Consider the following 2,883-nt stretch of genomic DNA (forward strand, 5'->3'; position numbering starts at 1 on the left):
ACCATAGCGGCGACCGCAGTACCTCTGCGGAGCTTCATTCGGTTTTCCAATCCGTCATCAGGGTTTGCCGCACGCAACTTCTCCGCGAGAGCCCACGCATCCGTCAGGCCATCAACCCCGACTTCAAACCTGACGGACCTCCCCGAGCAGTGTGAAGGTGCACACAGCAAGCAGGACGAGGTGAGCTTAGTCGAATACCCCGACCGAAAGCGAGAATTGTTATGTGCCCTAACAATTAAGGACCGATTCGCCAACTGTTCGTCTTTGCGGCGAGTAAGCCTGACCTGGCTCGAACACCGGATTTGCCGGGATTTACCGTGTCAGACGACCGCGACCACGCCAAAACCGCAGGCCAACACGTGAGAACGGTCACACCCTGAGTACGGTTGGACCCCACAACCTGGGATAGACCACTCGTGCATCATACGATGGACAGATAAGTTACCGGCGGGTAACTTACTGCCCGTTACGATACGAGCAACCAACGGCGACCCCAGCCCGGTCGCCGGAATGCTCGTGGAACCGAAGGAAGGTCGCGACATGAATGCCCTGACAGTGACGCTGGGCACGATTGGAGCGGTGCTCAGCCTGGTGTGCTGGGCGTCGTTCATCGGCGGCGCGTGGAAGATCTTCAGCGCGATCAGGGTCGGGCAGCCGGCGCCGGATCGTTGGCGACCGTTCTTCCCACGCCTCAAGACGATGCTGGTCGAGTTCATCGCGCATACCCGCATGAACAAATTCCGCACCGTCGGCTGGGCGCACTGGCTGGTGATGATCGGCTTCATCACCGGCGCCATCCTGTGGTTCGAGGCGTACGGGCAGACGTTCGATCCCGAATTCCATTGGCCGATCATCGGCAACTGGGGCGTGTACCACTTCTGGGACGAGCTGATGGGCATCGGCACCGTGGTCGGCATCCTGACGCTGATCACCATTCGCCAGCTCAATCACCCGCGGGTACCGCAGCGCCTGTCGCGCTTCAGCGGTTCGAAGTTCGGGCCCGCCTACGTGATCGAAGCGATCGTGCTGATGGAAGGCCTCGGCATGATCTTCGTCAAGGCAGGCAAGATCGCGCTGAACGGCGAGGGCAATCCGGCGACGGACTTCTTCACCATGCGGGTCGCCGAATTGCTGCCCGCCAACGCGACCATGGTGTCGATCTTCGCGTTCATCAAGCTGATGTCGGGCATGGCGTTCCTCTATTACGTGGGTCGCAACATCACCTGGGGCGTGGCTTGGCATCGGTTCTCCGCCTTCTTCAACATCTACTTCAAGCGCGAGGACGACGGCGGCGTCGCCCTGGGTGCGGCCAAGCCGATGATGTCCAAGGGTCGCGCCCTGGATATGGAGAACGTCGACCCCGATACCGACACCCTGGGCGCCGGCCGGATCGAGGACTTCTCCTGGAAGGGCTGGCTGGACTTCACCACCTGCACCGAATGTGGTCGCTGCCAGAGCCAGTGCCCGGCCTGGAACACCGGTAAGCCGCTCTCGCCGAAGCTGCTGATCATGTCCCTGCGGGACCACGGTGCGGCCAAGGCTCCGTATCTGCTCGCCGGTGGCCGCAAGGATATGGGCGGCGACGAGGTCGGCCTGGTCGATGCCGAGGGCAAGCCGAACGAGGCCGCGCTGGCGAAGATCTCCGAGGCGGCCAAGGCCGAGGCCGAGCGTCCGCTGGTCGGCGGCGAGGATGTCAACGGCATCATCGATCCCGAGGTGCTGTGGTCCTGCACCACCTGTGGCGCCTGTGTCGAGCAGTGCCCGGTGGATATCGAGCACGTCGACCACATCATCGATATGCGTCGCTACCAGGTTCTGATCGAATCGGAATTTCCCTCCGAGCTGGCCGGCCTGTTCAAGAACCTCGAGAACAAGGGCAACCCCTGGGGTCAGAACGCCAAGGATCGGCTGAACTGGATGTCGGAGCTGGACTTCGATATTCCGGTATTCGGTCAGGACGCCGAAAGTTTCGACGGGTACGAATATCTGTTCTGGGTCGGCTGTGCCGGCGCCTACGAGGATCGCGCCAAGAAGACCACCAAGGCCGTCGCGGAACTGCTCGCCACCGCCGGCGTGAAATTCATGGTGCTGGGTGCGGAGGAAACCTGCACCGGTGACTCGGCTCGCCGCGCGGGCAACGAATTCCTGTTCCAGCAGTTGGCGATGCAGAACATCGAAACGCTGAATTCGGTCTTCGAGGGTGTGGAACCGTCGAAGAAGAAGATCGTCGTCACCTGTGCGCACTGCTTCAACGCGCTCAACAACGAGTACCCGCAGGTGGGCGGCACCTACGAGGTCGTGCACCACACCCAGCTACTCAACCGGCTGGTGCGGCAGCGCAAGCTCGTGCAGGTGAAGCCGGTGTCGGAGAAGGTCACCTACCACGACCCCTGCTACCTGGGCCGGCACAACAAGATCTACAACGCGCCGCGTGAGCTGATGGCCGCCTCGGGCGCGAACGTCACCGAGATGCCGCGCCACGGCGAGCGGTCGATGTGCTGTGGCGCCGGTGGCGCCCGGATGTGGATGGAGGAACAGCTCGGTAAGCGAGTCAACCTCGACCGGACCGACGAGGCACTGGCCACCCTGGACGGCGGCAACTCGCCGTCGCTGATCGCCACCGGCTGCCCCTTCTGCCGCGTGATGCTCACCGACGGTGTGACCGCGCGCAAGGATTCCGGCGAGGTCGGCCAGGGCGTCGAGGTCGTGGATGTCGCGCAGCTGATGCTGCAGTCGATCGACCGGGTCGAGCCGGCGGCACTGTCGGAGAACCTGAAGGTGATCCAGCAGCCCAAGGCTCCCGAACCGGTCGCCGAGACCGCGGCACCGGCCGCCGAAGCGGCAGCCGCGCCGACGGCCGAGCCCGAGGCCGAGGCCCCGCCG

At 63.4% G+C, this 2,883-nt stretch carries 1 protein-coding gene; it reads left to right on the top strand.

Annotation, left to right across the window (positions count from 1 at the left end; genetic code table 11):
- Positions 1-540 precede the first annotated feature (540 nt).
- Positions 541-2,883 (top strand): (Fe-S)-binding protein (locus tag RJ03_RS25750; protein ID WP_036506623.1); only part of this gene is annotated, 2,343 nt, incomplete at its 3' end.

It is taken from the genome of Nocardia aobensis NBRC 100429 (assembly GCF_000308375.1).
Taxonomy (GTDB): domain Bacteria; phylum Actinomycetota; class Actinomycetes; order Mycobacteriales; family Mycobacteriaceae; genus Nocardia; species Nocardia aobensis.